This window comes from Microbacterium sp. LWH11-1.2 (assembly GCF_038397745.1).
Taxonomy (GTDB): Bacteria; Actinomycetota; Actinomycetes; order Actinomycetales; family Microbacteriaceae; genus Microbacterium.
On the sequence record NZ_CP151636.1, the window covers coordinates 2,915,501 to 2,939,440 of the forward strand.

At 68.2% G+C, this 23,940-nt stretch carries 26 protein-coding genes and 1 other RNA gene; 15 read left to right on the forward strand and 12 right to left on the reverse strand.

Features of this window, described 5'->3' with window-relative positions; translation table 11 throughout:
- Window positions 1-661: 661 nt before the first annotated feature.
- From MRBLWH11_RS14140 to MRBLWH11_RS14155, 4 genes are all read right to left on the reverse strand, one after another.
- Window positions 662-835, reverse strand: coding sequence for a hypothetical protein (locus MRBLWH11_RS14140; protein WP_341945316.1), 174 nt, complete (start codon window positions 833-835; stop codon window positions 662-664).
- A 169-nt stretch (window positions 836-1,004) separates the two neighbouring features.
- The gene (locus MRBLWH11_RS14145; RefSeq protein ID WP_341945317.1) at window positions 1,005-1,388 is read right to left on the reverse strand and encodes a hypothetical protein; all 384 of its coding nucleotides are present in this window, start codon (window positions 1,386-1,388) and stop codon (window positions 1,005-1,007) included.
- Window positions 1,389-1,511: 123 nt separating this feature from the next.
- Complete coding sequence (locus MRBLWH11_RS14150; protein WP_341945318.1) at window positions 1,512-1,994, reverse strand: hypothetical protein; 483 nt, start codon at window positions 1,992-1,994, stop codon at window positions 1,512-1,514.
- 433 nt (window positions 1,995-2,427) lie between these two features.
- Window positions 2,428-2,712 (reverse strand): hypothetical protein, encoded by a 285-nt coding sequence (locus tag MRBLWH11_RS14155; protein WP_341945319.1) that lies wholly within the window; start codon window positions 2,710-2,712, stop codon window positions 2,428-2,430.
- A 1,204-nt stretch (window positions 2,713-3,916) separates the two neighbouring features.
- Here MRBLWH11_RS14155 and MRBLWH11_RS14160 point away from each other — a divergent pair.
- From MRBLWH11_RS14160 to MRBLWH11_RS14180, 5 genes are all read left to right on the forward strand, one after another.
- On the forward strand, window positions 3,917-4,252 hold the full coding sequence (locus MRBLWH11_RS14160; protein ID WP_341945320.1) for a metalloregulator ArsR/SmtB family transcription factor: 336 nt from the start codon (window positions 3,917-3,919) through the stop codon (window positions 4,250-4,252).
- Window positions 4,245-4,679 (forward strand): SRPBCC domain-containing protein, encoded by a 435-nt coding sequence (locus tag MRBLWH11_RS14165; RefSeq protein WP_341945321.1) that lies wholly within the window; start codon window positions 4,245-4,247, stop codon window positions 4,677-4,679. The genes MRBLWH11_RS14160 and MRBLWH11_RS14165 overlap by 8 nt, the downstream gene beginning before the upstream one ends.
- 35 nt (window positions 4,680-4,714) lie before the next feature.
- Window positions 4,715-5,065, forward strand: a complete 351-nt coding sequence (locus MRBLWH11_RS14170) for a nuclear transport factor 2 family protein (protein ID WP_341945322.1) — start codon at window positions 4,715-4,717, stop codon at window positions 5,063-5,065.
- 92 nt (window positions 5,066-5,157) lie between these two features.
- Window positions 5,158-6,048 carry a TIGR01777 family oxidoreductase gene (locus MRBLWH11_RS14175; protein ID WP_341945323.1) on the forward strand — a complete coding sequence of 297 codons (891 nt, stop codon included), beginning with the start codon at window positions 5,158-5,160 and terminating at the stop codon, window positions 6,046-6,048.
- A gap of 43 nt (window positions 6,049-6,091) precedes the next feature.
- Window positions 6,092-7,045, forward strand: coding sequence for an L-lactate dehydrogenase (locus tag MRBLWH11_RS14180; protein ID WP_341945324.1), 954 nt, complete (start codon window positions 6,092-6,094; stop codon window positions 7,043-7,045).
- 13 nt (window positions 7,046-7,058) lie between these two features.
- Here the strand turns inward: MRBLWH11_RS14180 and MRBLWH11_RS14185 are convergent, their stop codons facing one another.
- A complete protein-coding gene (locus MRBLWH11_RS14185; RefSeq protein WP_341945325.1) occupies window positions 7,059-7,823 on the reverse strand; it encodes an SDR family NAD(P)-dependent oxidoreductase in 765 nt (254 codons plus the stop codon).
- Window positions 7,824-7,923: 100 nt separating this feature from the next.
- Between MRBLWH11_RS14185 and MRBLWH11_RS14190 the strand changes: the two genes are divergently transcribed.
- Window positions 7,924-8,760, forward strand: a complete 837-nt coding sequence (locus MRBLWH11_RS14190; RefSeq protein ID WP_341945326.1) for a helix-turn-helix transcriptional regulator — start codon at window positions 7,924-7,926, stop codon at window positions 8,758-8,760.
- A gap of 6 nt (window positions 8,761-8,766) precedes the next feature.
- On the opposite strand, the gene MRBLWH11_RS14195 is transcribed toward MRBLWH11_RS14190, so the two are convergent.
- Window positions 8,767-9,606, reverse strand: a complete 840-nt coding sequence (locus tag MRBLWH11_RS14195) for an aldo/keto reductase (RefSeq protein WP_341945327.1) — start codon at window positions 9,604-9,606, stop codon at window positions 8,767-8,769.
- 61 nt (window positions 9,607-9,667) lie between these two features.
- Here MRBLWH11_RS14195 and MRBLWH11_RS14200 point away from each other — a divergent pair, with 61 nt between their 5' ends.
- The 4 genes from MRBLWH11_RS14200 (at window position 9,668) to rnpB (ending at window position 12,942) form a co-directional block, all read left to right on the forward strand.
- The gene (locus MRBLWH11_RS14200) at window positions 9,668-10,051 is read left to right on the forward strand and encodes a YchJ family metal-binding protein (protein ID WP_341945328.1); all 384 of its coding nucleotides are present in this window, start codon (window positions 9,668-9,670) and stop codon (window positions 10,049-10,051) included.
- 36 nt (window positions 10,052-10,087) lie between these two features.
- Window positions 10,088-10,822 (forward strand): C4-type zinc ribbon domain-containing protein, encoded by a 735-nt coding sequence (locus MRBLWH11_RS14205; protein WP_341945329.1) that lies wholly within the window; start codon window positions 10,088-10,090, stop codon window positions 10,820-10,822.
- Between the two features lie 22 nt (window positions 10,823-10,844).
- Window positions 10,845-12,542 (forward strand): bifunctional 3'-5' exonuclease/DNA polymerase, encoded by a 1,698-nt coding sequence (locus MRBLWH11_RS14210; RefSeq protein WP_341945330.1) that lies wholly within the window; start codon window positions 10,845-10,847, stop codon window positions 12,540-12,542.
- A gap of 43 nt (window positions 12,543-12,585) precedes the next feature.
- Window positions 12,586-12,942, forward strand: an RNA gene (gene rnpB, locus MRBLWH11_RS14215) — RNase P RNA component class A.
- A gap of 57 nt (window positions 12,943-12,999) precedes the next feature.
- Here rnpB and MRBLWH11_RS14220 read toward each other — a convergent pair.
- Window positions 13,000-13,746 (reverse strand): ROK family protein, encoded by a 747-nt coding sequence (locus MRBLWH11_RS14220; protein ID WP_116634837.1) that lies wholly within the window; start codon window positions 13,744-13,746, stop codon window positions 13,000-13,002.
- 68 nt (window positions 13,747-13,814) lie between these two features.
- On the opposite strand from MRBLWH11_RS14220, the gene MRBLWH11_RS14225 reads away from it, so the two are divergent.
- From MRBLWH11_RS14225 to MRBLWH11_RS14240, 4 genes are read left to right on the forward strand one after another with little or no spacing between them, the layout of a single operon-like run.
- On the forward strand, window positions 13,815-14,039 hold the full coding sequence (locus MRBLWH11_RS14225; RefSeq protein ID WP_116634838.1) for an SPOR domain-containing protein: 225 nt from the start codon (window positions 13,815-13,817) through the stop codon (window positions 14,037-14,039).
- Between the two features lie 2 nt (window positions 14,040-14,041).
- Window positions 14,042-15,379: a type I glutamate--ammonia ligase gene (gene glnA / locus MRBLWH11_RS14230; RefSeq protein ID WP_116634839.1), complete on the forward strand. Its 1,338-nt coding sequence runs from the start codon at window positions 14,042-14,044 to the stop codon at window positions 15,377-15,379.
- 9 nt (window positions 15,380-15,388) lie between these two features.
- Entirely contained in the window at window positions 15,389-18,364 is a 2,976-nt protein-coding gene (locus MRBLWH11_RS14235; RefSeq protein ID WP_341945331.1) for a bifunctional [glutamine synthetase] adenylyltransferase/[glutamine synthetase]-adenylyl-L-tyrosine phosphorylase, read from the forward strand.
- A 50-nt stretch (window positions 18,365-18,414) separates the two neighbouring features.
- Window positions 18,415-19,335, forward strand: a complete 921-nt coding sequence (locus MRBLWH11_RS14240; RefSeq protein WP_341945332.1) for a diacylglycerol kinase family protein — start codon at window positions 18,415-18,417, stop codon at window positions 19,333-19,335.
- Between the two features lie 7 nt (window positions 19,336-19,342).
- On the opposite strand, the gene MRBLWH11_RS14245 is transcribed toward MRBLWH11_RS14240, so the two are convergent.
- The 4 genes from MRBLWH11_RS14245 to glnA (MRBLWH11_RS14260) form a co-directional block, all read right to left on the reverse strand.
- A complete protein-coding gene (locus MRBLWH11_RS14245; RefSeq protein ID WP_341945333.1) occupies window positions 19,343-20,485 on the reverse strand; it encodes an AI-2E family transporter in 1,143 nt (380 codons plus the stop codon).
- A gap of 98 nt (window positions 20,486-20,583) precedes the next feature.
- Window positions 20,584-20,796 carry a hypothetical protein gene (locus MRBLWH11_RS14250; RefSeq protein ID WP_341945334.1) on the reverse strand — a complete coding sequence of 71 codons (213 nt, stop codon included), beginning with the start codon at window positions 20,794-20,796 and terminating at the stop codon, window positions 20,584-20,586.
- Between the two features lie 19 nt (window positions 20,797-20,815).
- Complete coding sequence (locus MRBLWH11_RS14255; protein ID WP_116634843.1) at window positions 20,816-21,304, reverse strand: pyridoxamine 5'-phosphate oxidase family protein; 489 nt, start codon at window positions 21,302-21,304, stop codon at window positions 20,816-20,818.
- Between the two features lie 158 nt (window positions 21,305-21,462).
- Window positions 21,463-22,887: a type I glutamate--ammonia ligase gene (glnA, locus tag MRBLWH11_RS14260; protein ID WP_116634844.1), complete on the reverse strand. Its 1,425-nt coding sequence runs from the start codon at window positions 22,885-22,887 to the stop codon at window positions 21,463-21,465.
- 121 nt (window positions 22,888-23,008) lie between these two features.
- Between glnA (MRBLWH11_RS14260) and MRBLWH11_RS14265 the strand changes: the two genes are divergently transcribed.
- Window positions 23,009-23,437, forward strand: a complete 429-nt coding sequence (locus tag MRBLWH11_RS14265) for an RDD family protein (RefSeq protein ID WP_165808033.1) — start codon at window positions 23,009-23,011, stop codon at window positions 23,435-23,437.
- Window positions 23,438-23,444: 7 nt separating this feature from the next.
- Here MRBLWH11_RS14265 and MRBLWH11_RS14270 read toward each other — a convergent pair whose 3' ends face one another.
- Complete coding sequence (locus MRBLWH11_RS14270; RefSeq protein WP_116634846.1) at window positions 23,445-23,933, reverse strand: RimK/LysX family protein; 489 nt, start codon at window positions 23,931-23,933, stop codon at window positions 23,445-23,447.
- Between the last annotated feature and the right edge of the window lie 7 nt (window positions 23,934-23,940).

Consider the following 23,940-nt stretch of genomic DNA (forward strand, 5'->3'; position numbering starts at 1 on the left):
GAGGTGCGGGGAGTAGCAGCCGAGTCCGCCGTGGTAATCGCAGACCAGTACGCAGATGCCCAGGGCTTCTGCGGGCGAGCATCGGGTCCCTCACTGCTCGCGACGTCGCTGCACGCATCCGTCGCGATGCTGGGGCTGATGTCGTAGCCGAGGAACCGGAATGGGAGTACCGCATCGCGGTCGACGGCCAGCACGAGTGGCCGTTCGGACCGCGCGACCAAGAGCAGGGCGAGACGCTCGAAGAGGTGCAGGCGGCACTCGGAGGTCAGTACGGCGACCCGATGAGCGGCGACATCGAGCGGCGCACGAAGGTGATCCCGGCTGGCCCGTGGGTGCCGGTGAAGCAGGAAACAGCGGAGACCGATGGGCGCTGACTGCCGATACGATGGGCCTCACCATGAAGCGATGGACGATCAGGACAGACGGGCTCGTCAGAGACGAAGAGAACGACTTCGAGGTCGATCACGTCTGGCGGAACCGCGAGGCCAGCAATTGGGAGTGGCGCTGCCTCCTGTGCGGACGACTCGAGGTCCTGAGCATCCGCCAGTTACACGCTCGCGACGGCCTGGTCGAACACGTCAAGCGGGAGCACTCGTTGCCCTGAGGTCTCCCGATGGCTGAGAACCTCACCTACCGGGAAGCAGGAGCCCTCGTGACGCGCTCACCCCGCACGATCCGCTACTGGAAGTCGCAGGGCATGGAAGCCGAACTCATCGATCAGGACGGTCAACAGGTTCGTCGAGAAATCCATTCTCCAGGCGTGGTTCCGGGACAGGCTCATGAACCAGCCCACGCGCAGGTGGAGGCTGAGGAAGAAACTGGCCGAGGAGATCATGTGACGCGCCGAAGGCACTGGAGATTGGGACAGATTACTTGCCGCGCCCATGTTGATGGTAGACCGGTTTCCGGGGAAGCCCCGAACCGCTCTGGTCCGGGGCTTCTGTCGTTTCTTGTCCCCATCCCAGCAGGGCGGCCGGCTTCGCCCACCGGCCGCCCGCACGGGATCAGCGGATCAGCGTAACTGGGAAGTCCGTCTGCACGTCTTGCCCGTTGAGGTGAGAGAACGCGCTGATCTTCCCGATCTGGTCCAGCCCGATACTCGCGTCCGGGTAGAAGATCACGAGTCCATCCTCGATGTACGCGATGCTCCCGGCGTTCGCCTGGGTAGCGCTCGACCACTCGAAGACATGCGCCGTGGCCTCGCTTCCGAAGCGGACGCCGAATCGTTTCCCGCCGTTCCCATCCGGGCCAAAGTAGTCGACCCCGTACCCGAAATACTCGACGTCGCCGGGGATCAGATCCCCCAGGCCGATAGTCACGGTGACCGATCCGTCCCGTTCTTCGACCAGCACGGAGGTCAGGTGCTGCGGCAGCTGCTCGTAGGTCATGCGGTGTTCCCTTTCCGCCCCAAGCACCGCGCTTCGGTACGCGCACAGCATGACCCGCGCAGCCGACGATCACGTGCGTCGACACGCGAAGGAGCCAGCGATGAATCTGACGAGCCTCGTGAATCAGAGAGGCAAGATGAACTGGTGCTGTTCCTCATCGTGCTCGTAGCTCCAATGCAGGACGAGCTTGTGAGGCGCATTCGAGAACTTGCTTGAGTACATGAACTCGAGACGATCGCCAGGCTGATAGAGCCCGTCCGGAGAGAGCCGCAACCGCAGAATGTCACTGCCCTCGGGGAACGGCTCAACTCTGTGAACCCGCAAGACCTCAGTGAGGTTGTTGACGAACGCGTACAGGTCTCCACTGACATGCTTCGCGGTCCAGGGCTTCGGCTTGGACTGTTCCTCCTGGAGACTGACGGACTTTTCAGCAGCCACAGCCTGGCGCTCACTCGCAGCTGCTGCTCGTTGCGCGGCAGAGACTGCCGCTTCGGCGTCACGCTTACTGTGTCGCGCGTCGAGCGCCTGCCAGATGGCCACCCCAGCGCCGACGACGCTGGTCACGGCCAGCACGACATTCAAGACAAGAGCAGCAGCTGGGTCCATGCGCTCACCATAGCGATGCCCGAAGACATTCGATCCTCGGCCGGAGGGGCGATGCCCGTCCAGCACGACGCCACCACCATACTGCGCGTGCCCGCCTCCCCTCGGACCGAGCCACGTGAAGGAGCAGCCGCGGCGAAGAGAATCTGCGACGGGAAGGGTCACCGCGCCTACCGTCGCGCGCATACCGCGTTGAAGCGCCGCACTGCGAGGGAGAACCCGCCCTGCGGGTGCGGGTGCGGATCGGACGACGGCTGCGGAGAACCCATCGACAAGACACTGCCGGCCACGGACCGCATGTCCTTCACCGCGGACCACCCCATCGCGGTAGCGAACGGCGGGCACCTGGTGTAGCAGGACCTCAGCCCCTTCCGCCGCCGATGCACCAGCATCAAGGGCGATGCGATGCAGACGGAGATCTGGGAAGCCAGCTGACCTACCGCACGAACAGAGCAGCCAGTGCAGCGCCGAGCGAGGCGATGGCAACTGCTAGCGAGCTCCACGCCATTGTTCGCGTGAACCGCTCCGACTTCTCCGCATCCGCCCTGGCTGCCCGCGTCAGCTCCACCTGGGCCTTAGATGCGCCCAACTGATCCTTCGACAGCCGCAGCATCTGCTCGACGCTCCGAGCAGTGGCCTTCGCTGAGTCAGCGGACGCCTTGAGCGACCGCTCGTTGCGACGGTCTTGGGCCTTCTCGGTTATTGAGCGCTCGTCGGGCATGCGACAGAGCATGCCACACCTCCACCCACGAATAGAGAACACCATGGACGATCTCATGCGCCGGATGCGAGGCCACGTCGGGTACGACCCGAAGCAGGTCATTGCGAATCCCGAGCGGTACAACCGTGCCGAGCGCCGCGCGCACAGCGTGTACTCGCCGAGGCGGACACGAAGCGCGTGAGTAGGGGCTGAGCATGGCCGACATGACAGCCGACGAGGCGTGGGATCACGTATGCGACTGGCTCAGCCCCGAGGAACGCCGGCGCTTCGACATGGGCCGAGATGTCACCGTCGAGATGACGCGCGATGAGTTCGACGCCATCGAGCGGGACCCGATGCGCCGCGCGATCCGCGAGGGGATGGAGAGAGCAGGTCGAAGCATCGGACAAGCCCTCGACCACGCCATCCTCGGAGACACATGCGACCGAGAGCACCATGGTCACCGATGGTCGCGCCACCACTTCCACTGCGCAGTGATCTGCTCCTCGACTCCTGCATGCACGCCTTCGCTGCGGAGACATGCCCGCACCACGGACCAGTGAGAGAGCAGGACGCGGCAGACCTGCACCGGAGGGCATCGTGAACCACCGACGCTACGGCTCACCGCTCCAACATTGGGTAGACGAGCACACGCTACAGTGGCCCCGACTCAACGCCCGGTACCAGCGTCCCAGTCTTCCGAGCGAACGTCGTCAGAATGCTGCGTCTGTTGCGAATAGTCGTCGCGGCGAGATTTTGCGCGCGTTGATAATCGATGAACATCTCGATCGCCTCGAGATTGTGTGTATGCATGATGATGATTCCCCTCCGAATAGAGCTCCCCGACGAGCTGTAGCCCTGACCCTATGGATGCCGGCGAGCGCATCGCGACGACCTCCACGCACAGAGCCTGAGCGGGTTCCTGGTGCGAGTCGCTGACGTGTCGCGCCGGTGCGTGCCGTGCATCAGCGGGCGAGGCGCCGCAGAGGATCGGTCAGGAAGCGCGCTCGCCGAAGAGGTTGATGATCGGGCGAATCAACCGCGGCGACTCCACCGTGGATGTCGTCGGTTCGATCCCGGCAGGGCCCACCGTTCCGGATCCCTCAGGCACCTTTTCGCTCGCGCACTCGCCTGCCCCGGCTCGAGTGCGTCCGCTCCACCAATACTCTTGAGTACAAACGCGCATTTGTGCTACGGTCGGCCCATCCGAACGAAGGGGAGACCGATGAGTGCCGACGCCGTTGCCGATCTCGACCTGGCGCTGCGCGCTCTGGCGGATGGGAACCGGCGCGCGATCCTCCGGGAGATCCGCTCCGCTCCGCTGCCGGTGGGCGCGATCGCGGACGCCGTCGGTCTCTCTCAGCAGACGACCTCGCATCACCTCGGCGTCCTGCGGCGAGCCGGGCTCGCCGCCAGCACCCGCGAGGGGACGCGGCACCTCTTCGCCGTCGACACCGACGGCCTGGCGGCCGTCCGCTCCTACCTCGATGACTTCTGGCCCGACAAGCTGGCCGCACTCAAGGCGGTCATCGAAGCGCGTGAAGGTGCGGATCGTGGCTGAGTTCCGCGACTCGATCGACATCGCCGCCGCCCCGGAGACGGTGTTCGAGTATCTGGTCACGGCGGAGGGCATGACCGCCTGGATGGGCCAGTACGCCGAACTCGACCCGACGCCGGGCGGCCGATTCGCCGTCGACATCGCCGGACACGCCATCCGGGGCGAGTACCTGCATGTCGAGCATCCGCGTCGCGTGGTCGTCTCCTGGGGAGTCGCCGGGAGCGAGACGCTTCCCGCCGAATCATCGCGCGTCGAGTTCACTCTCACTCCGACCGGTACCGGCACGCGCGTCGAGCTGACCCACTCCGACCTTCCCGACACCGAGGTGCGCGGACATGCGCACGGCTGGGCACACTTCCTCCCGCGTCTCGGCACCGCAGGTGTCGGCGGCGATGCCGGCACCGACGACTGGCATCCGCTCGACGACTGAACACCCGCCCATCCCGGAACGGCAAGGAGAACAGCATGGATACGGCATTCGACATCGTGCAGGGGTATCACCGCGCGTGGACCGACGGTGACGTGGAGCAGGCGATGACCTTCGTCGCGGATGACATCACGTGTCGCGCGCCCGGAGTCGACCTGCAGGGCAAGGAGGCGTACGCCCGATACATCGGCGGGTTCGCGCCCACGCTGACCGGCATCGGGGACATCGCCGAGTTCTCCGACGGGGATCGTGTCGCGCTGTTCTACTACCCCCGGACCGCTGCGACGTCGACCGCTCCTGCCGCCGAGTACTTCACGGTTCGCGACGGGAGGATCAGCGAGAGCATCCTCGTGTTCGATCGGCTCTCCTACGGGCCGCCGCGTCCGTGAACCTGTGCGGATCCGGCCCTGCGGTTAGTCTGGACAGCACTCATCCCGTGCGCGATCGGCCGCGGCAGAGGGACTGAACTCCAGGAGCGACCATGGCTCGACGCATCGTCATCAGCGGGGCATCCGGGCTGATCGGCGGCGCGCTGGCCTCATCGCTCCGCGCCGACGGCATCGACGTGCTGACGCTCGTCCGTCGCCCGCCCCGCGATGCGACCGAGTCGCAGTGGGCGCCGGGGGAGCGCGAGCTCGACCCCGACGTCATCGCCGGAGCAGAGGCCGTCATCGCCCTCGGCGGCGCGAGCGTCGGACGGCTGCCCTGGACGCCTCGGTACAAGGAGGAGCTGGTCGACTCGCGCCTGAAGAGCACGCGCACGCTCACGACCGCCCTGCGCGCGCTGAGGCAGGATGCTCCCGCCCTGATCTCCGCATCCGCCGTCGGCTACTACGGCTCGGCCCCGGGCGAGCAGCTCACCGAGGATTCGCCTGCGGGCGACACGTTCCTCGCAGAGCTCTGCGTGCAGTGGGAGGCCGAGGCGCGCCGCGCCGAGGACCAGACCAGGGTGGCTCTGCTGCGCACGGCCCCGGTGATCCATCGGCAGGGAGTCCTCAAGCCGCTGATCCAGCTCACGCGCTTCGGCGTCGCGGGTCCCATCGGCCGAGGCACGCAGATCTGGCCGTGGATGTCGCTCGAAGACGAGGTGCGAGCGATCCGTCACATCATCGACCAGAAGATCGCCGGACCGGTGAACCTCACCGGACCCGCTCCCGCGACGGCCAACGACATCGGGCGCGCGCTCGCCCGCGAGATGCACCGGCCGTTCTGGATCCCCGCGCCCGCCTTCGCCCTGCGACTCGTGCTGAGCGCTGCAGCCACCGATTCGCTCCTCGTCTCGGATGCCGACGTGCGTCCTGCGGTGCTCGAGAAGACGGGCTTCGTCTTCACGCATCCCACGGCCGCCGAGGCGGTCGCCTCCGCGGTCTGAGACGATCTCCCGCATCGAGGGCTCCGACTGCGAGACTGAGCGCATGGAGATCATCGAGAACTCGAAGCTCACGGTCGTCGGTGCGGGAAGCGTGGGCTCGAGCGTCGCCTACGCCGCACTGATCCGCGGATCCGCGCGCCACATCGCCCTCTACGACGTCGCGACCGAGAAGGTCGAGGCCGAGGTCCTCGACCTCGCGCACGGCACGCAGTTCACGGGCACGAGCGACATCATCGGCGGCAGCGACATCTCGGTCGCGGCCGGATCCCACGTGGTCGTGATCACCGCCGGCGCGAAACAGAAGCCCGGCCAGACGCGCACCGAGCTGGCCGAGGTGAACGCCGGCATCATCCGCAGCATGATGCCGCAGCTGCTCGAGGTCGCCCCGCACGCGGTGTATGTCATCGTCACGAATCCGTGCGATGTGCTCACGGTCATCGCGCAGGAGGTCAGCGGGCTGCCTCCCGAGCGCGTCTTCGCCTCGGGAACCGTCCTCGACACCTCCCGCCTGCGCTGGAAGCTCGCCGAGCGCGCCGGCGTATCGACCGGGAGCGTGCACGCCCACATCGTCGGCGAGCACGGAGACACCGAGTTCCCGCTGTGGTCGCGCGCCACGATCGGCACGGTCCCGATCCTCGACTGGGAGGTGCCGGGGCATCCGCGATTCACTCTCGAGGAGCTCCAGGCGATCGCCGTCGACGTGCGAGACGCCGCGTACAAGGTGATCCAGGGAAAAGGCGCGACGAACTACGCGATCGGGCTGTCGAGCGCCCGCATCGTCGAGGCGATCCTGCGCGACGAGCACGCCGTGATGCCGGTCAGCACGGTGCTGCGCGACTTCCACGGCGTGGACGGGGTGGCGCTCTCGGTGCCGTCGATCGTGAGCGCCACCGGCGCGGTGCCGATCCGGAGCACGTCGTTCTCCACAGAGGAGCTCGACCTGCTCCGTCACTCGGCGACCGCGCTCGAGGGAGTCAGGGCGACCCTGGGCGCCTGAGCCGCCCGCCGGGTCAGCGACCGTGCGGGTCGCGACTGTTCAGCGTGGCGACGACCTGGTCGTAGTCGCCGCGCGCCTCGCCGTAGCGGAGGAATTTGACGTTCTCGACCTGGATCTCGGTCGCCTCGGGCTGTGACTCCAACAGATGCATCACCTCGGCGATGAAGGCATCGAGCGGCATCGCGAAATCGCTCTCCCGCTGACCGGGCATCAGGTCGGTCTGCACGGACGGCGGCTCGAGCTCCACGACCTTCACGGTCGATCCGTCGAGCTGGAGCCGCAGCGACTCGCTGAGCATGTGGATCGCGGCCTTGCTGGCGTTATAGCTCGGCGTGGCGCGCAGGGGAGCGAAGGCCAGCCCGGACGACACGGTCATGATGGTCGCGTCGGGCACGCTGCGCAGATGCTCGATGAACGCGCCGATGAGGCGGATCGGACCGAGCACGTTGGTCACGATGGTCTCCTCCGCCGTCGCGAGGAATCCGGACGGCTGCGACCAGTCCTCGACGCGCATCACGCCCGCCATCGTGATGACGACGTTCAGTTCGGGGTGCGCCGCGATGACCTCGGATGCCGCGGCGCGGATGCTCTCGTCATCCGTCGTGTCGATCTGTACCGTGTGGATGCCGGGATCCTCCGCGGCGATCTCCTGCAGGAGCGCGGTGCGGCGCCCGCCGACGATCACGGTGTTGCCCGTGGCGCGGAGCGCGCGGGCGAGTGCCAGGCCGATGCCGCTCGTGGCACCGGGGATGAAGATGGTGTTTCCGCTGATGTTCATGCCTTCAGCGTCGATCAGGTGCGGGGCGCCCACCAGAGAGCGCTCATCCAGGGATCCGCGGTCCCTGGATGCCGACCTCCGCGGGAGGGATACTTCAGAGGTGGATCGAGAAGCGCTGGCCGAGTTCCTCCTGCGGCGACGGGAGATGCTGCAACCCTCCGATGTGGGGCTGAGTCCGGGCGTGCGCCGACGCACCCCCGGACTGCGCAGGGAGGAGGTCGCACAGCTCGCGACCATGTCGACCGACTACTACACGCGCCTGGAGCAGCAGCGCGGCCCGCAGCCGAGCCCGCAGATCCTCACGGCTCTCGCGCGGGCTCTCCGGCTCACGTCGGATGAACGCGACTACTTGCATCGCGTCGCCGGCTACAGCGCCCCGGATCGAGCGGCCGTGACCGACTACGTGCGCCCGGGCATGCTCCGAATACTCGACCGGCTGCACGACGCTCCGGCTTTCGTGGTCTCCGTGCTCGATGAGGTCCTGGTGCAGAACGATGCGGCCCGCGCGCTCCTCGGAGACGCGAGCCATCTGGTCGGCCTGGAGCGCAGCGGCATCTACCGGTGGTTCGCCCACCCGGACACCGAGCGGGCGCGCTACCTCGAGAGCGATCACGCTCGGCAGAGCCGCTCGCTCGTCGCGTCGCTCCGCGCCGCGCAGGGTCTGCTCGGCAGCCGCTCGCGCGCCGGCGAGATCGTCCGCGAGCTGACGGAGCGGAGCCCCGAATTCGTGCAGCTCTGGGAGGCCCAGGAGGTGCGCCGACGGTTCGAGGAGCACAAGGTCCTCGTGCATCCCGAGCTCGGCGAGATCGAGGTCGACTGTCAGGCGCTCTTCACCGAGGACGAATCCCAGGCGCTGATCGTGCTGACCGCCGCGCCCGGAAGCGAGGCGGCCGGCAAGCTCGAACTGGTCCGAGTGCTCGGCACGCAGACCGTCTGACCGGGCTCAGGACTCCTCGTGGGTCCGCGGGTCGGCGTCGAACAGCCGTCCGTCCGCACGGCCGAGTGCCGTGATCGCAGCGACCTCCGCGTCGTCGAGGACGATCTCGGCGGCGGCCAGGTTCGAGACCTGATGCTCGAGCGACGAGGCCTTCGGGATCGACACGGTCTCGCGTGCGACGTGCCACGCGAGCACCGCCTGCACCGGGGTGATGCCGTGCGCCGCGGCGACCTCGGCCACCACGCCCTCGTCGACGAGCTCGCGGGCCCGGCCGAGCGGGCTCCAGGCCTCGGTCAGGATGCCGTGCTCGCGGTGGTAGGCCAGCTGCTCCTCCTGCGGGAAGTACGGGTGCAGCTCGATCTGGTTCACGACGGGCCGGACCCCCGTCTCGCGCTCGATGCGCTCGAGGTGCTCCGGAAGGAAGTTCGACACGCCGATCTGTCGGACGATGCCGCGCTCCCGGGCATCCACGAGGGCAGCCCACGCCTGCACGTACTCGTCCTGGCTCGGGTTCGGCCAGTGGATGAGATGCAGGTCGGTGATGTCGAGTCCGAGGCGCGAACGGCTCTCCTCGGTGCTGGCCCGCGCCTTCTCCGTCGGGTGGTGGCGTCCGGGGAGCTTCGTCGTGACGATGATCTCCTCGCGCGGGGCGTCGGATGCTGCGACGCCGAGTCCCACCGATCCCTCGTTCTCGTAGTTGAACGCGGAGTCGACCAGGCGGTAGCCCGCATCGAGGGCACCGGCGATCGACGCGGCCCCCTCGTCGCCGTAGAGCGCGTAGGTGCCGAGGCCGATGGCCGGCAGGGCGAAGCCGTTGTGAGCGGTGAAGGTGGGGACGGTGGGCATCGGGGCTCCTTCGGTGCGGGGGTCACTTCAGCGTAGGGCGTGACCTGCGATGCTGGCTCTCATGACAGACCCCGTCCGCTGCCCGTGCTCGTCCGGGAACACGTTCGACGCCTGCTGCGGGCCGCTGCTCCAGGGCGCCCCCGCGCCGACGGCGGAGCGTCTGATGCGATCGCGGTTCACCGCCTTCTCGCTCGCCGACCGCGGGCACCTGCTGCGCACGTGGCATCCGTCGACCCGACCCGGATCCATCGAGTTCGACCCTGAGCTGAGCTGGCGCCGGCTCGTCATCCTCGATCGTGCCGCGGGTGGTCCCTTCGATCGAGAGGGCGTCGTCGAGTTCGAGGCGCATTGGCGGCAGGGTGCCGAGCGCGGATCGCTGCACGAGCGCAGTCGCTTCGTCCGCGAGGGACGCGAGTGGTACTACGTCGACGGCGACGTGGAGTGATGGGCGGATGTCGCCGCAGCGGCTAGATTTGAAAGCGTGAACGCCACCCCCGAGAACCAGCGCATCCTGCTCGACATCGCCGACCTCGACCGGCGCATCGCGCAGGCGGAGCGCGCCCGCACGCAGCCGGCCCAGGGGGCGCGGATCACAGAGCTCGTCGCCATCCGTCAGGAGCAGCTGCGCGAGCTCACCACGCTCACGGGCACCCGAGACGACGTGCGCACCGAGCTGACGCGGCTGGAGTCCGATGTCGCGGTCGTGGAGCAGCGCCGCAACCGCGACGCCGAGCGCCTTGCGGCCTCGACCAGTTCCAAGGATGCGCAGGCGCTCGAGCACGAGCTTGCGAGTCTCGCCCGGCGCCAGAGCGATCTCGAGGATGCCGAGCTCGACGTCATGGGCCGGCTCGAGGAGGCGGAGGCGGCTGTCGCCGCACAGCAGGCTCTGCTCGCCACCACGACGGAGGAGGGCACCGCGCTCACCTCGCAGGCGAAGGCCGATGTCGCTGCGGCGACCGACCGCGGCGCCGAGCTGGCGCGCGATCGTGCCGCGGTCGTCGCGAACGTGCCCGCCGACCTCCTCGCCGAGTACACGCGTCGTGCCGCGAACAGCGCGGGTGCAGCGCTCCTCACGCGCGGCACGTGCGAAGGGTGCCGCATGGTGCTTCCCAGCACCGATCTGAACGACATCCGCCGCGCGGCGGACGAACTCGTCGTCTTCTGCCCCGAGTGCGGCTGCGTCCTCGTGCGCACCGAGGAATCCGGGCTCTCTTGAGCGGGGTCCCCGCGCGACGTCGATGAGCCGTTCGGCGTCGCAGGGACGGCGGATCGCGCTGATCGACCTCGGCGACGGGCAGTACCTGGCGGTCGAGCTCGACGACGAGGGCGGCGAACGGAGTCGCGTACCCCTCGCCGGCACGGAGCTCCTGACCTGGGTCGCCGATCTCGAGAAGACCGCGGCGCCGCGGTGGATCATCCGCAGCGCCCGCGAGATCTACCCGATGCTGCTCGCGGGAGGCGTGCGACTCGGGCGGACGCACGACCTGCTGCTCTGCCACGCGATCCTGCGCGATACGGATGCCGTGGCTCGTCCCCTCGCTCCCTCGTCGGCGTGGGTGCGCCGTGAGCCGACGGATGCTGCTCCCGCCCTGTTCGACGTGGTCGAGCAGGGCCGCGCCGACGACCCTGTCGCCGAGGTGCTGGAGCAGTTCCGCGCGCAGCGCCGGGTGATCGAGCAGGAGCGCGATGGCCGCCTGACGCTCCTGTGCGCCGCGGAGTCGGCGGGCGGTCTGATCGCGGAGGAGATGCGGGCGGCCGGCCTTCCGTGGGACGAGGGCGTCCACGACGCGATCCTGACCGAGACGCTCGGCACCCGGCCCGTCGCGGGTGGCCTGCCCAGCAGGATGGTCGAGCTGGGCGATCGCGTGCGCGCGATCCTCAGCGACTCGACGCTGCACCTCGACAGCCAGCCGAAGCTGCTGCGTGCCCTGCACCGCGTCGGCGTGCACGTCGAGTCGACGAGCCGGTGGGAGCTTGCGAGCCAGTCGCACGCGGTCGTCGAACCGCTGCTGGAGTACAAGAAGCTCTCCCGTCTGTTCAGCGCCAACGGCTGGGCCTGGCTGGCCGAATGGGTGCATGATCGGCGATTCCGCCCCGTGTACATCCCCGGAGGCGTCGTGACCGGCCGATGGGCGTCGGCGGGCGGCGGCGCCCTGCAGCTGCCGCGCAGCCTCCGACCCGCTGTGCGCGCCGATCCCGGCTGGACCCTGGTGGTCGCCGACGTGGCGCAGCTGGAACCGCGGATGCTGGCCGCCATGGCATCCGATTCGTCTATGGCGCGCGCGGCCCAGGGGAGCGACCTGTACGAAGGCGTCGTGGCATCCGGTGCCGTCGGAACCCGGGAAGAGGCGAAGTACGCGGTGCTCGGCGCGATGTACGGCGCCACGACCGGAGACAGCGGCCGCCTGGTGCCGCGGCTGCGCAAGGTCTATCCGCGGGCGATGGCCCTCGTCGACAAGGCCGCGCGCACGGGCGAGGACGGCGGCGTGGTCTCGACCTGGCTGGGGCGCTCGTCGCCGCGTCCTTCGGCGGAGTGGGCGGAGCTCCAGTCGCGGGCCACAGGGGCGGATGCCGATCCGGTCGAGGTCGCCCTGGCGCGGCGGCGAGCGCGGGACTGGGGTCGGTTCACGCGCAACTTCGTGGTGCAGGGGACCGCGGCCGAGTGGTCGCTGATCTGGCTCGCCGAGATCCGTCACCGGTTGCAGCGCGCGCCCGAGGCGGCAGTGGCCGCCACGGCATCCGGACCGTTCGCCCGGCAGCCGCACCTCGCGTTCTTCCTCCACGACGAAGTCATCCTGCACGTGCCGGAGGAGCAGGCCGAAGCCGCCGCCGACGCGGTGCGGGTGGCGGCGGCGGTCGCCACCCGGCGCCTCTTCGGCGACTTCCCGATCGACGTGCCGCTCGACCTCCGGATCGCGGAGTCGGCCGAGAAGTAGCCGCCGTCGCCGGGGACGCGGCGAAGTAGACTGAAGACGCGAATGGGTCGACTGGACGGCCGCGTGGCGGGCAACCGCACCGAGGAACGTCCGGGCTCCACAGGGCAGGGCGGTGGGTAACACCCACCCGGAGTGATCCGCGAGAAAGTGCCACAGAGAGCAGACCGCCCCGCAAGGGGTAAGGGTGAAAGGGTGGTGTAAGAGACCACCGGGGGTCATGGTGACATGACCCGCCAGGTAAACCTCGCCCGGAGCAAGGTCAGACAGAGGATGTTGACGCGGCTCGCCGAGTCCTCGGGTAGACCGCTAGAGTGCCACGGCAACGTGTCGCCGAGAGAGATGGCCGTCGAAGGGGCGAAGAACCCCGGAACAGAACCCGGCGTACAGGTCGGCCCATTCGCCTCAGACGCAGAAGGCCCCGCTCGATGAGCGGGGCCTTCTGCGTGGTTCCCGCAGTTCAGTCGCCCGCGAGCGACGCCGCGCCGATGATGCCGGAGTTGTTGCGGTGGATCGCCGGGACGATCGGCGTCTTTAGCTCGAGCAGCGGCAGGAAGTCGCCGGCGTTCTTCGACACGCCGCCGCCGACCACGAACAGGTCGGGGCTGAAGAGGAACTCGATGTGCGAGTAGAACGCCTGCAGGCGCTCCGCCCAGGCCTCCCAGCTGAGATTCTCGCGCTCGCGCGCCGAGGTCGCGGCCCACTGCTCGACGGACTCGAACTCGCGGAAGTTCAGGTGGCCGAGCTCGGTGTTGGGGATGAGGATCCCGTCGTACAGGAAGGCCGAGCCGATGCCGGTGCCCAGGGTGGTCAGCAGCGTGAGGCCGCGGACGTCTCTCGCGGCGCCGTGGCGTGCCTCGGCGACACCGGCCGCGTCGGCGTCGTTCACGAACACGATGTTGCGACCGAGGCCGTCGCGGAAGAACCGCTCCGCGTCGAAGTCGATCCATTCCTTCGAGACGTTCGCCGCCGACAGCGTCTTGCCGCGCTTGACGATGGCCGGGAAGGCGACGCCGAGCGGCATGGTCGAGTCGTGCACGTCGAGGGTCTTCAGCACCGACTGCACGGCGACGAGGACGTCCTGCGGCGATGCGCCCTCCGGAGTGGGGACGCGCACCCGGTCGGAGGCCATGGTGCCGTGCGTGAGGTCGACGATTCCTGCTTTGATTCCCGTGCCGCCGATGTCGACGCCGATCGCTTTTGCCATGGGCGATAGCTTAGCGACCACCGCACACGCCAGTAGGATCGATGACATCACGCGAAGAAGGGGCAGCTATGTCTGACGGCGACGCAAAGTACTGGTACAACTCCGAGACCGGTCAGGTCGAGTTCGGCATGATCTCGCCCTCCGTGGACCGGGTCGGACCGTTCGACACCGAGGCGGAGGCGGCTCGTGCGCCGGAGGTGCTCAAGGAGCGTTCGCGCGCCTGGGCCGAAGAGGAAGCCGCCGAGCAGGGCTGGGATGTCAAGGGCGACGCAAAGGGCCAGGGCGCAGAGTAGTCATGGACAAGCAGAGGGACTTCGTCCTCCGGACCATCGAGGAGCGCGGCGTCAAGTTCGTGCGGCTGTGGTTCACCGACGTCATCGGCACGCTCAAGTCGGTCGCGATCGCGCCGGCCGAGGTCGAGGGCGCCTTCGCCGAGGGCATCGGTTTCGACGGCTCGGCGATCGAGGGACTCACGCGCAGCCACGAGTCCGATCTGCTCGCGCAGCCCGACCCGACGACTTTCCAGACGCTGCCGTGGCGCGGTGAGATCGATCCGACGGCACGCATGTTCTGCGACCTGACGACACCCGACGGGCAGCCGGCGGTCGCCGACCCGCGACAGGTTCTCAAGCGCACGCTCGCGAAGGCCGCCGATGCCGGGTTCACCTTCTACACGCACCCCGAGATCGAGTTCTACCTGCTCAAGTCGTCGTCGTTCGGCCCCGAGGGTCCGGTGCCGGTCGACTCCGCCGGCTACTTCGACAACGTGCCGGGCGGCACGGCGCACGACTTCCGTCGTCGGTCGGTGCGGATGCTGGAGGATCTCGGCATCTCCGTGGAATTCAGCCATCACGAGGGCGGCCCCGGCCAGAACGAGATCGACCTCCGGTACGCCGACGCGCTGACGACGGCGGACAACATCATGACGTTCCGCACGGTCATCAAGGAGGTGGCGATCGAGCAGGGCGTCTACGCGACGTTCATGCCGAAGCCCCTCAGCGGTCACCCGGGCAGCGGCATGCACACGCACATGTCCCTGTTCGAGGGCGACCAGAACGCCTTCTACGAAGAGGGTGCGAAGTACCAGCTCTCCAAGACCGGGCGTCACTTCATCGCGGGCCTGCTCCGGCACGCCAACGAGATCGCCGCGGTCACCAACCAGTTCGTGAACTCCTACAAGCGGCTCTGGGGCGGCGATGAGGCCCCGAGCTTCGTCACGTGGGGCCACGCGAACCGCTCGGCGCTCGTCCGGGTGCCGATGTACAAGCCCAACAAGGGGCAGTCCTCGCGTGTCGAGTACCGCGCTCTGGATTCCGCGGCGAACCCGTACCTGGCGTACTCCCTGCTGCTCGCCGCGGGCCTGAAGGGCATCGAGGAGGGCTACGAGCTCCCGCCCGAGGCCGAGGACAACGTGTGGGCTCTGAGCGACGCCGAGCGGCGCGCGCTGGGCTACTCGGCGCTGCCTGCGAGCCTGGATCACGCTCTCGAGTTCATGGAGGCGTCCGAACTCGTCGCCGAGACGCTCGGGGAGCAGGTGTTCAACTACGTGCTGCTCAACAAGCGCAAGGAGTGGGAGGCCTACCGCGGGCAGGTCACGCCGCTGGAGCTGAAGAACAACCTCGAACTCCTCTGAGAATCGCGCATGGCCCGTCCGGACGATTCCGTCTCTCTCTCCGCTCTGGCCAGGCTCGGCTTCGCGGAGCTGAGCGAGGCCGCGGCATCCCTCTCCGAGCTGGCGACGATCCTCGACATGCCGAGATCGTCGCTGCTCGAGGGGGCGGATGCCGCCGATCCCGACGCGGCGGTCCGCGGGATGGTGCGCGTCGCGCGACGCGACGCCGTGCCGCTGAAGGCTCTGCTGAAGGAGCCGCAGTCGCGCCATCGCGTCTGGCGGGTGTTCGGCGCGTCCGAGGGCCTCGCGGACTTCTTCCTCCGGCATCCGGAGCAGCTGTCCGTGCTGGGGGAGCCGATCACCGCGCTCCCCACCCCGGAGGTCCAGCGGGAGCGGATGCTGGCCGCGGTGGGCACACGGAACGGGTTCGCCGGCTCCGGAGATGACGCCGCGGTCGTCGCGGTGCGGGTCGCGTATCGGCGGAGTCTCGCCGGCATCGCCGCCTACGATCTGACGCATCCGGAGCCGCAGACGGTCGTGGCGGCGGTGTCCGCTGCCCTCGCCGATGCGGCCGGAGCCGCCCTCGAGGCCTCCCTGGCCATCGCACGTGCTCGACTGCGCGACACCATTCCGGAGGAGCAGATCGCGGCCACCCGACTCTCGATCATCGGGATGGGCAAGGCCGGTGCCAGGGAGCTGAACTACGTCAGCGACGTGGACGTCATCTTCGTCGGCGGCACGAGCGACGAGGAGATCGTCGCCGAGGCTCGGGCGATCGACATCGCCACCCGGTTGGCGCGGGAGACGATGCGCGGCCTCGACAGCATCGAGGTGGAGCCGCCGCTGTGGGAGGTCGACGCCAACCTGCGACCCGAGGGCAAGCAGGGTGCTCTGGTGCGCTCGCTCGCCTCCCATCTCGCCTACTACGACCGCTGGGCCAAGAGCTGGGAGTTCCAGGCGCTGCTCAAGGCGCGCCCTCTCGCCGGCGACACCGAGCTGGGGGCCGAGTACATCGCCGCGGTGCAGCCGAAGATCTGGTCCAGCGCCGCCAGAGAGGACTTCGTCGAGAGCGTGCAGCGCATGCGCGAGCGCGTGACGGAGCACATCGACCCGGAAGACGCGCCCTATCAGCTGAAACTGGGCGCCGGCGGGCTGCGGGACATCGAGTTCACCGTGCAGCTGCTACAGCTCGTCCACGGTCTCACCGATGAGTCGCTGCGCACCCGAGGCACCCTCGAGAGCCTCGATGCGCTCGTCGCCGGCGGGTACATCGGTCGAGCGGATGCCGCCACGTTCGCAGACGACTATCGCATCCTCCGGCTGATGGAGCACCGTCTCCAGCTGCGGGAGCTGAGCCGCACGCACCTGCTGCCGCGCACCCCGGCCGGACGGCGCGTGCTCGCGCGCGGCACCGGACTGGCCGACAGCGGCGAGGGCATCTGGACGCGCTGGGAGAGCGTGCGGCGCGAGGTGCGCGAGATCCACACGCGCCTGTTCTATCGGCCGCTGCTCAGCGCCGTCGCCGGCCTCCCCGAGGAGGAGCGCACCCTCTCTGCGGCTCAGGCGCACGACCGCCTCGCGGCCATCGGATTCCGTGACCCCGCAGGAGCGCTGCGCCATATCGGTGCGCTGACCACCGGACTCAGCCGCAAGGTGACGATCCAGCGAGCCCTGATGCCGATCATGGTGCGCTGGTTCGCCGATGGCAGCGACCCCGACTACGCCCTCATCGCCTTCCGACGCATCAGCGAGCGCCTGGGCGACACCCCGTGGTTCCTCCGCATGCTGCGCGACTCCTCGGGAGCGGCGGAGAGCCTGACGCGCCTGCTGTCGTCGTCCCGCTACATCGGCGAGCTGATGGAGTGGATCCCCGAGTCGGTCGCCTGGCTCGACAGCGCCGAGCGCCTGCGTCCGCGCGGCGCGGCGGCGCTGGACGAGGAGGCGAGGGCGATCCAGACCCGGCACGAGACGGTCACCGACGCCCTGCGGGCCGTCCGTGCGCTGCGGCGTCGCGAGCTCCTGCGCACGGCCATGGGCGGAGTCCTCGACGTGCTGACGATCGAGGAGGTCGCGACGGCGCTCACCGAGATCACCGAGGCGACGATCCAGGCCGCGCTGCGCGCTGTCATCCGGGAGGTCGTGCCGCCCGAGGACGACGCGCTGGACTTCGCGGTGATCGCCATGGGGCGCTTCGGCGGCGCGGAGCTCGGCTTCGGGTCCGACGCGGACATCCTCTACGTCTACGACGCCAACGGCGTGGACGGTCAGCGCGCGCAGACCCTCGCCACCCAGATCGTCGCGGGACTGCGCGAGCATCTCACGGATCATCGCGTGCCGCTGGACCTGGATGCCGATCTCCGCCCGGAAGGCCGTCAGGGCCCCGTCGTACGGTCCATCGAGGCATATACGGAGTACTACCGACGGTGGTCGCTCTCCTGGGAGGCGCAGGCTCTGCTCCGGGCCAGGGGGATCGCCGGAAGCTCCAAGCTCGTCGCCCGTTTCACGGCGCTCGCGGATTCGATCCGCTACCCCGAGACCGTCGATCTGCAGGGCACCCGCGAGATCAAGCGGATCAAGGCCCGCGTCGAGGGGGAGAGGCTGCCCCAGGGAGCCGACCCGCGGCGGCACCTCAAGCTCGGTCCCGGCACGCTCAGCGATGTCGAGTGGCTCGTGCAGCTGCTCCAGCTCCAGCACGCCCACGACGTCCCCGGGCTGCGGACGACCTCGACGCTCTCGGCGCTGGACGCGGCCGTCGCGGCTGACCTGGTGCCGGAATCCGACGCCGTGCTGCTGCGAGAGGCCTGGCGGCTGGCGAGCCGTCTGCGCTCCGCGATCACGCTCCTGACCGGGAAGACGAGCGATGTGCTGCCCGCCGATCGTCGCGAACTCGATGCGATCGCTCGGCTGCTGGGCTATCCCGACCGGTCGGCGACCGAGCTCGAAGAGGACTATCTCGGGGTGACGCGACGAGCGCGGAAGGCCTTCGAGCACCTCTTCTACGGGTAGCGCGATACCGCGAATTTGCAGTATCCGAAGCCGTGACTCATGCTGACGCTATGACCCACGCACGCATCGGCATCGTCTGGAATCCCTCGAAGGTCGAGCAGGAGGTTCTGCAGGATGCTGTCAGCGGCGTGTTCGACGACCGGACCGACATCCGCTGGTGGGAGACCACTCCCGAGGATCCGGGCCGGGGGATGGCCCGTGAGGCCGTGGAGGACGGCCGGGACATCGTCATCGCGGTCGGCGGAGACGGGACCGTCCGTGCGGTCGCGGAGTCCCTGGCAGGCTCGGAGACCGCGATCGGAATCGTGCCGCAGGGCACCGGCAACCTGCTCGCGCGCAACCTCGAGGTGCCGCTCAACAACGTGAAGGCCGCTCTCGAGCGCGTGCGCGACTCGGAGCCGCGGCGCATCGACCTCGGCTGGGTGTCGTACGACGGCACCGAGCACGCCTTCGCTGTGATGGTCGGCTTCGGTGTCGACGCGCAGATGCTCGTCGAGACGGATGACGACCTCAAGTCGAAGGCCGGATGGCTCGCCTACGTCGAGGCGATGGGGCGTGCCCTCGCCGGCACCGAGATGACCGACATCACCCTCGCGATCGACGGCGAGAAGGCGGTCGCGGTGCGCGGCCACACCATGCTCATCGGCAACTGCGGCATGGTGCAGGGCGGCATCCGCCTGCTGCCGGACGCCGTCCTCGACGACGGCAAACTCGACGTCCTCATGATCAGCGCCGACGGCGCGCTGCAGTGGCTCGACACCGTGCGCTCGTTCGTCTGGGACAACGGCATCCGTCGTCTGTTCGGCGCGACCGACGAGGCCGTGAGCACGGACTCGGCGCGTCACCTGCCCGTGGAGAAGATCTCCGTCGAGCTGGACACACCGCTCGTCTTCGAGATCGACGGCGAGGAGATGGGCGAGGTCTCCGCATTCGACGTGCGGGTGCAGCCGGGCGCCCTGCTCGTCCGCTGAGAAGCCGTCACATCGTGACGACGGGCGGGACGGTCTTCCGGTCCTGAGCGGGGAACGTCACCTTCTGCACGATGATGATGATGCTGGCGGCGACCGGGATCGCGACGAGCGCTCCGAGGATGCCGCCGAGGGCACCGCCGGCGACCGCCGCGATCACGACGAGTGCACCGGGGACGGCCACGGCCTTGCTCATGATGCGCGGCGAGAGCACGTATGCCTCGATCTGCATGTAGACGAGGTAGTAGCCGATCGCGATCAGTGCGGTCAGCGGCGAGACGAAGAGGCAGATCAGCGAGTTGATGATCGAGGCGGTCAGCGTTCCGACCAGCGGGATCATCGAGCCGATGAAGGCGATGAGTGCGAGCAGCGCCGGCACGGGAGCGCCGATGATGCTCAGGAAGATGAGGCTCAGCACGCCGTTGATGAGGGCGAGGCTCGCCTGACCGATGACGTAGCGGCCGACGGCGCCGGAGACGTCCTCCAGCAGCTCGCTGAACGTGTCGCGCTGGTATGCCGGGACGAAGCGGGCGGCGGTGCGCTTCATGCCGCGCAGGGATGCCATGAAGTAGAGGGTGAGGATCAGGACGATCGTGATGCCGGTGAAGCCGCCGGCGATGCCGGCACCCACCGCGAAGACGCCGCCGCCGATGTCGGCGAAGTTGCCGGGATCCTGGAAGAACCCGAGGACGCCCTGGACGGCTTCCTCGATCGTCGAGCCGAACTGGCCGCTGACGTCCTTGAACCAGTCGGTGTTCATGAAGTCCTCGATCATCGTCGGACCGTTCTTGATCAGGTTGCTGATCTGCTCGACGAGGAGCGGAACGATCGCGAGGATGATGCCGGCGAACGCGAGAACGACACCGGCCACGACGATGGCGACAGCGGCGGCACGGGGGAGCTTCTGCTCGATGAAACGGACGATCGGGTCGAGGCCGAGCGCGAGGAAGACGGCCACGCCGATGTAGACGAGAACCGTGGCGAGCTGGTCGACGATCCCGCCGATCACCAGCGCGACCAGAACGCCGAGCGCGCCGAGCAGGCCGAACATGAACGGATTCGTCCGCGCGTACGCTGCCACGCCGTTGGACGGCTGGGAGCGCTTCAGCTCCGGCGTCCCGACGACCGGCGCAGCATCGGTCTTCGCGATCACTCTTCTACGCCGCATGATTCCCCCGGTCGGTTGTAAGACTCACCCGTCGATCATCCCTCATCCGCGCGGACAACCGGCCGGACACGCGAGGAGCCGCATCAGGCTTTCGGGGTGCGGTTGCGGATGACGCCGAAGAGGATCGTCCCGACGAAGAGGATGATCCCGATGATGGCGATCCACAGGAGACCCTCGATCGCGAATCCCACGACAGCCACGATGGCCCAGGCGACGAGCAGGATGATCAGTACGGTCCACATGCTGCGAACGTACAGCCGCGACGCGGCGTCGCGCAGGCCCTTGACGGGGAGCACGACGCCGCGTAGCGAACGGTCACTTGCCGGAGAGCTCCACCGTCTCGTTCTCGGCGTCGTAGGGCTCACCCGTGATCTTCGACTTCACGAAGCTGAAGAGCGAGGCGATCTTCCCGCCGGGGCTGTCCCAGTACTCGGCGGATTCGGCGGAGAACTTCAGCAGTCCGACGTCGGGGTCGTCCGGGCCGTTCGTGAACCACGCTTCGACGGTCGGGCTCCACAGCTCTTTCACCTTGGCCTTGTCTTCGACGAGGGCGGCGGTGCCCGATAGCGACACCCACGAGTCGTTCGAGCTCAGAGAGATCCCGACGCGTTCGTCCTTCGCGATGTCAGCGACGAGGGAGGCGCTGCGGGAGACGAGGAACCAGAGGTCTCCGTCGAACTCCGCCTCCTGCACGGTGAGTGGATGGGAGACCAGCCGATCGTTGGCGTTGCGCGTGGTGAACATCGCGAAGCGGAAGTCCTTGATCAGCTCGGCGACCCGCTGGGTGGGGGTGGTGTCGGTCATGGGTGTCGTCCCTTTCGCGTTGGGTGGAGTCTCATCCTGTTCGCCTCGTCCCGCGGTGCCGAGGGGGTTGCGGATCGTCACACCGCGCGTTAGGTCGCCGGGGTGTACGACGAGAGCCCCCGGAGCGATGCTCCGGGGGCTCTCGACGGTGATCTGGATCAGACGCCGAAGTACAGCTCGTATTCGAACGGGTGCGGGCGCTGGGCCATCGGCAGGATCTCGTTCTCGTACTTGTACGAGATCCAGGTCTCGATGAGCTCCTTGGTGAACACGCCGCCCTCGAGGAGGAACTGGTGGTCCTCCGCCAGTGCGTCGAGCGAGTCCAGCAGGGAGTTCGGGACCTGCGGGATGCCCTTGGCCTCCTCGGGGGGAAGCTCGTAGAGGTCCTTGTCGACCGGCTCGTGCGGCTCGATGCGGTTCTTGATGCCGTCGAGGCCCGCCATCAGCTGCGCGGCGAAGGCGAGGTACGGGTTGCCGGAGGCGTCGGGCGCGCGGAACTCGATGCGCTTGGCCTTCGGGTTCGAGCCCGTGATCGGGATGCGGATCGCAGCGGAGCGGTTGCCGGCCGAGTAGACCAGGTTGACCGGAGCCTCGAAGCCCTTGACCAGACGGTGGTAGCTGTTCAGGGTCGGGTTCGTGAAGGCGAGGAGCGCCGGCGCGTGGGCCAGGATGCCGCCGATGTACCAGCGCGCGATGTCGCTGAGCTGTCCGTAGCCGGCCTCGTCGTAGAACAGCGGCTTGCCGCCATCCCACAGCGACTGGTGCGTGTGCATGCCGGAGCCGTTGTCGCCGTAGAGCGGCTTGGGCATGAAGGTCGCGACCTTGCCCCACTCGTCAGCCGTGTTCTTGACGATGTACTTGAACTTCAGGATGTCGTCCGCCGCGTGGACCATCGTGTCGAAGCGGTAGTTGATCTCCTGCTGGCCCGCGGTGCCGACCTCGTGGTGCGAGCGCTCCAGGATGAAGCCCGCCTCGATCAGCTTGAGCGTGATGTCGTCGCGCAGGTCTGCCGTCTTGTCGACGGGGGAGACGGGGAAGTAGCCGCCCTTGTACGGGGTCTTGTTGGCGAGGTTCCCGCCCTCTTCCTCGCGGCCGGTGTTCCATGCGGCCTCCTCGGAGTCGACCTTGTAGAAGCTCTCACCGGCGGTGACCGAGTAGCGGACGTCGTCGAAGATGTAGAACTCGGCCTCGGGGGCGAAGTAGGCCGTGTCGGCGATGCCGGTGGACGCGAGGTACTTCTCGGCCTTCTTGGCGACCTGACGCGGGTCCTTCGAGTAGATCTCACCGGTGCGCGGGTTGTAGATGTCGAAGATCATCACGAGGGTGCTCGCCTCGCGGAAGGGGTCGATGTACGCCGTCGTGACATCGGGGATGAGCTGCATGTCGGACTCGTGGATGCTCGCGAAACCGCGGATCGAGGAGCCGTCGAAGAGCTGGCCCTCCGTGAAGAACGCCTCGTCGACCGTCGCCGCAGGAATGTTGAAGTGCTGCTGCACACCCGGGAGATCGGTGAAACGGATGTCAAGGAACTTGACGTCGTTCTCCTTGATGTAGCTCAGAACCTCGGACGAATCTTTGAACATGTACGACTCCTGGATTGCGGATCGATGGCTTCACGGCCATTGTGCACAGTACGGCTGGGGCGTTTCCCCGGGGTGTCCGTATTGTTTCGGGCATGTTACAGGGGTCGCCTAGGCTGGAGCAGTGACGGATGCTGTGAACACGTACCCCGGTGAACGACTCGGACTGCCGACCTCGGGCCCGGGAAGCGTGGCCAGAGTCGGTCGCCGCATCGGTGCTCTCGCCATCGACTACGCCGCGGCGACGATCATCGCGACGGCCTTCCTCGGGTTCGACCAGTTCGCGCTGCCGACCGAGGCTGGGCTGTCCCAGTTCGCGCCGATGATGGTGTTCGCGCTCCTGCAGATCCTCTTCATCCCGACCGCCGGCGGCAGCCCGGGCCACCGGATCCTCGGCATGCGCGTCGTGCGCCTGGACGGCGCCTGGGTCGGCCTGTGGCGACCGATCGTGCGCACCCTGCTGCTGATCGTGGTCGTGCCGGCCGTGATCTGGGACGCGGATCAGCGCGGCCTGCACGACAAGGCGATCGGGACGGTCCTGATCCGCGCCTGAGTGCGCGTCAGATCCGGCCGCGGTTGCGGCGTCGTGCCTCTCGCGGCGCCCGTCCACCGAGGAACGAGCGCGCGGGGTCCACGATGTACCCGCGGCGCAGGGCCTCGCGCCCGATCAGCATCCGGAAGCCCATCTCGTCGCGATTGCTGAGCGTGACCTCCGCGAGCACCTCCCGATCGACGAGACGCACGAGGAGCTTCACGACCAGGCGCTCCTGCGCGTGTCCGGAAGAGCTTCGCACCGCGCGCCGGTCGTGGACGGGAGTCTCGACGACGACGGCATCCTCCTGGCTGTCCTGCCAGGGCTTGACGCGGAATCGGACCCAGTCCTCGCCCTCGCGCTCGAACTCGTCGACGTCGAACGCGTGCAGCGAGGATGTGCGGGCGCCGGTGTCGATCTTGGCTTTGAGCCAGTCGACTCCCAGATCCGGAAGGCTCACCCACTCGCGCCACCCCGTAAGGGTGTTTGAATGGGTAGACCTACTCACCTGATACATCCTGGCA

Coding starts and splice junctions, on each gene's coding strand:
- MRBLWH11_RS14160 (WP_341945320.1), top strand. CDS start 3,917: ATGAGTGCCGACGCCGTTGCCGATCTCGACCTGGCGCTGCGCGCTCTG.
- MRBLWH11_RS14195 (WP_341945327.1), bottom strand. CDS start 9,606: ATGCCCACCGTCCCCACCTTCACCGCTCACAACGGCTTCGCCCTGCCG.
- MRBLWH11_RS14185 (WP_341945325.1), bottom strand. CDS start 7,823: ATGAACATCAGCGGAAACACCATCTTCATCCCCGGTGCCACGAGCGGC.
- MRBLWH11_RS14175 (WP_341945323.1), top strand. CDS start 5,158: ATGGCTCGACGCATCGTCATCAGCGGGGCATCCGGGCTGATCGGCGGC.
- MRBLWH11_RS14155 (WP_341945319.1), bottom strand. CDS start 2,712: ATGCCCGACGAGCGCTCAATAACCGAGAAGGCCCAAGACCGTCGCAAC.
- MRBLWH11_RS14200 (WP_341945328.1), top strand. CDS start 9,668: ATGACAGACCCCGTCCGCTGCCCGTGCTCGTCCGGGAACACGTTCGAC.
- MRBLWH11_RS14235 (WP_341945331.1), top strand. CDS start 15,389: ATGGCCCGTCCGGACGATTCCGTCTCTCTCTCCGCTCTGGCCAGGCTC.
- MRBLWH11_RS14220 (WP_116634837.1), bottom strand. CDS start 13,746: ATGGCAAAAGCGATCGGCGTCGACATCGGCGGCACGGGAATCAAAGCA.
- MRBLWH11_RS14225 (WP_116634838.1), top strand. CDS start 13,815: ATGTCTGACGGCGACGCAAAGTACTGGTACAACTCCGAGACCGGTCAG.
- MRBLWH11_RS14240 (WP_341945332.1), top strand. CDS start 18,415: ATGACCCACGCACGCATCGGCATCGTCTGGAATCCCTCGAAGGTCGAG.
- MRBLWH11_RS14210 (WP_341945330.1), top strand. CDS start 10,845: ATGAGCCGTTCGGCGTCGCAGGGACGGCGGATCGCGCTGATCGACCTC.
- MRBLWH11_RS14255 (WP_116634843.1), bottom strand. CDS start 21,304: ATGACCGACACCACCCCCACCCAGCGGGTCGCCGAGCTGATCAAGGAC.
- MRBLWH11_RS14180 (WP_341945324.1), top strand. CDS start 6,092: ATGGAGATCATCGAGAACTCGAAGCTCACGGTCGTCGGTGCGGGAAGC.
- MRBLWH11_RS14170 (WP_341945322.1), top strand. CDS start 4,715: ATGGATACGGCATTCGACATCGTGCAGGGGTATCACCGCGCGTGGACC.
- glnA (WP_116634844.1), bottom strand. CDS start 22,887: ATGTTCAAAGATTCGTCCGAGGTTCTGAGCTACATCAAGGAGAACGAC.
- MRBLWH11_RS14270 (WP_116634846.1), bottom strand. CDS start 23,933: ATGTATCAGGTGAGTAGGTCTACCCATTCAAACACCCTTACGGGGTGG.
- MRBLWH11_RS14145 (WP_341945317.1), bottom strand. CDS start 1,388: ATGACCTACGAGCAGCTGCCGCAGCACCTGACCTCCGTGCTGGTCGAA.
- MRBLWH11_RS14150 (WP_341945318.1), bottom strand. CDS start 1,994: ATGGACCCAGCTGCTGCTCTTGTCTTGAATGTCGTGCTGGCCGTGACC.
- glnA (WP_116634839.1), top strand. CDS start 14,042: ATGGACAAGCAGAGGGACTTCGTCCTCCGGACCATCGAGGAGCGCGGC.
- MRBLWH11_RS14140 (WP_341945316.1), bottom strand. CDS start 835: ATGATCTCCTCGGCCAGTTTCTTCCTCAGCCTCCACCTGCGCGTGGGC.